The sequence below is a fragment of the Syntrophorhabdaceae bacterium genome (genome assembly GCA_028713955.1).
Classification (GTDB): Bacteria; Desulfobacterota; Syntrophorhabdia; order Syntrophorhabdales; family Syntrophorhabdaceae; genus UBA5609.
Genome location: JAQTNJ010000334.1, coordinates 1 through 2,841 on the forward strand (window position 1 = coordinate 1; position 2,841 = coordinate 2,841).

The following is a 2,841-nucleotide window of genomic DNA, read 5'->3' on the forward strand; positions in this document are numbered from 1 at the left end:
AAAATGGCAATATGACGGATGGAGAAACATACCTGACAAGAGCACGGACAATTGAGCCAATGAACAGGGCAGTCCTCCTGAACCTTGCCTTGCTCTATGAGAGACTCCCCAACTATCAGGAATCATTTACACATTTCCAGAAACTATCGGGGATGAAAGATATCCAGGGTTACCTTGGCATGGCAAGAGTTCTTGAAAAACAGGGGAAACGCATCGAGGCAGAGAAGGTTTACAGAAATGTACTCTCGATGGATGATGCGGATCCTCAAACCAAGCAATTCGCAAACGAACGCCTTCTTGCAATAAGTAACAAATAAACCAGCTCATAGTTCATAGTTCATAGCTCATGGCAAATTCAAATCCCAAATCCTAATATCGAAGCACTAAACAAATCCAAATGTACCAATGTTCAAAATTCAAAACAGTTAAACAAAATAACCGTGTCATTGCGAGCCCACAGGGCGTGGCGCATTGTCATTGCGAGCGTAGCGCGGCGTTTTGTCATTGCGAGCCCGCAGGGCGCGGCAATCTCATTCAATAGATCACCATAGATCGCCACGTCGCTCACGCTCCTCGCGATGACAATAAGAGAAGATGAAATCCTCGCGATGACAACACGTTTTGAGCATTAGCGCTTTGAGTTTTGATATTGTTTAGAGTTTGGTGCTTAGGATTTAGAATTTATTAATATTTCGGATTTCGATATCAGAATTTGGGATTAATATGAGCTGTCAGCTATGAGCCATGAGCTGCTTTACTGATTTCCCGCCATTGTGCCTGCAATGGCGACTCTTTCGGATATCCAGCACTCATTTCCATCAACATTGTGTATCTTGTACCATTTCCTGCCGATATCGTCCTTCTTCTCATCCATGACCCTGAATACTGAGCCCCTGTTTGCCCATGCAACCTTCTCTGTTTCGATTGACGGGCCTCTTCTCAGGTTTGCTATTTCCACGCTGACTGTCAAAATCTTTTGCTGTCCTCCCTGGGCCGATCCCGCTCCGGTATTCTTATCTTTTCCGGTATATATTCCTTGAGCGCTTGTCCGGGGAGCGTTTGTCTGGGAAACAGCAGACTGCAGGCGGTTCACGTATTTGAAGGCGCTGAAAAGAATCGCAACAATAAGGATAATACCCAGCACTCCGTATCCTGCAAGCTTCAGATATCCTCTTGACGGCGTTGCATCCGCGAGATGATCAACGGCGTACTGTACGTGATTCTTCCTTATTACCCCGTTCCCTGAAATAAAAGCAGCCATGAGCGCCCTCGAGGCGATTATATTGATCAATCTCGGTATACCTTTCGACATACTGTAGATGGCCTTTTTCGCGTCATCATCAAAGCTTACAGAACCTCTCCCTGCCTTGATAAGCCTGAAATTGACGTAATCAGAGGTTTCGCTTTTTGTCAGCGGTTTCAGGGTTGCCTTTATCGTTATTCTCTGGTTGAGCTGCTTCATGTGGTCTGCCTGGAGCTTTTTTCTCAGTTCAGGCTGGCCTATGAGAATGATCTGCAAAAGCTTTTCCTTCTCTGTCTCGAGGTTTGAAAGGAGCCTCAATTCTTCAAGGGTTTCGTCAGGTACGTTCTGGGCTTCATCGACGATGATGATAATCCTTCTGTCTGTCTCGGAGTGCTTGATAAGGATGTCCCTGAACGCCTTGATCATCTCATTCTTATTGACCGACGGCAATTTTACGTTGATGTCTTCCAGCACGGCCTGCAGGAACTCCTCCGGGGAAAGGCGCGGCGTCATGATCAGGGCGATCTCTGCCTTATCCTTCCAGTTGTCGATGAGTATTCTCAGGATCGTCGTCTTCCCCGTGCCGGGCTCGCCCACAACAAGCGAAAAACCCTCTTTCTGCTCTATGGCATAGTTTAAGGACGTCAGTATTTCGTTATGTTCCTGGGATGGATAAAAATACAAGGGGTCGGGCGTGAGCCTGAAGGGATCATCCGTTAGATTAAAAAACTTCAAATAATCCATTTTTTATCACCCCTTCTCAAATTTTGTAACAATATCATAAATGGGCAGCAGAAGCCCAACAATAATGATCGCGAATATAACACCAACCACCGCGATCATTAAAGGCTCTATCATCTTTCCCAGTTTTTCAGAGACGTCGCTCAATCTTTTATAGTAATAATTAGAGAGAAATCCGAACTGATTGTCAAGATTACCGCTCGACTCGCCGATGTCTACCATTCTTATCACCAGGGGAGAGAAAACGCTTTGCTGCCTCATGGCATCCGATATCCTGCTGCCGGTCATGATCTGATCTCTTATCTTTAAAAGGACTCTTTTGAAAACTTCAGAACCTATAGCGTTCCCCACGATAACGAGCGATCTGTCTATCGTAATGCCCGATACAACAAGGATCCTTAACTGCTCGGAAAACATTGCAAGAAGTTTGTTGTAAACAAATTGTTTAACAAGCGGCAGTTTTATCTTCAGCAAATCGATATAAAACCGCGTGCCTTCCTTCTGCTGCAAGATCTTTAATATGATGAAAAGGACCACCGGTATTAAAAGCACTACGTACCAGTAAGTCTGCATCTGGTTGCTGACGGCGAACAGGAACCGCGTTACAAACGGTAATGGGATGCCCATATCTTTGATGATCACCATGATCTTTGGTAAAACATAGATTATCCAGAATATCAACGCGCCCCCGGTTACAACAAGGGAAAAGATCGGATAGATGAGGGCCCGTTTTACCATAGCGGCCAGATCTTCCATCTTTTGCAAATGTTCCGCTACCTCTGCGATACTCCCCTCAAGCCGTCCTGTTTCTTCACCAATAGTCGCAAGCCGGATAAAGATATCCGGAAATACTCCCG

3 protein-coding genes are annotated in these 2,841 nt (G+C 45.5%); 1 reads left to right on the forward strand and 2 read right to left on the reverse strand.

Annotated features, from left to right (window positions below; translation table 11 throughout):
* Positions 1–317: hypothetical protein (locus PHU49_16630; GenBank protein MDD5245636.1), on the forward strand; the 317-nt coding region annotated here is incomplete at its 5' end.
* A 437-nt stretch (positions 318–754) separates the two neighbouring features.
* On the opposite strand, the gene PHU49_16635 is transcribed toward PHU49_16630, so the two are convergent.
* Both PHU49_16635 and PHU49_16640 read right to left on the reverse strand, forming a co-directional pair.
* Entirely contained in the window at positions 755–1,987 is a 1,233-nt protein-coding gene (locus tag PHU49_16635) for an AAA family ATPase (protein MDD5245637.1), read from the reverse strand.
* Positions 1,988–1,993: 6 nt separating this feature from the next.
* On the reverse strand, positions 1,994–2,841 hold an 848-nt coding region (locus tag PHU49_16640; GenBank protein ID MDD5245638.1), incomplete at its 5' end, for a type II secretion system F family protein.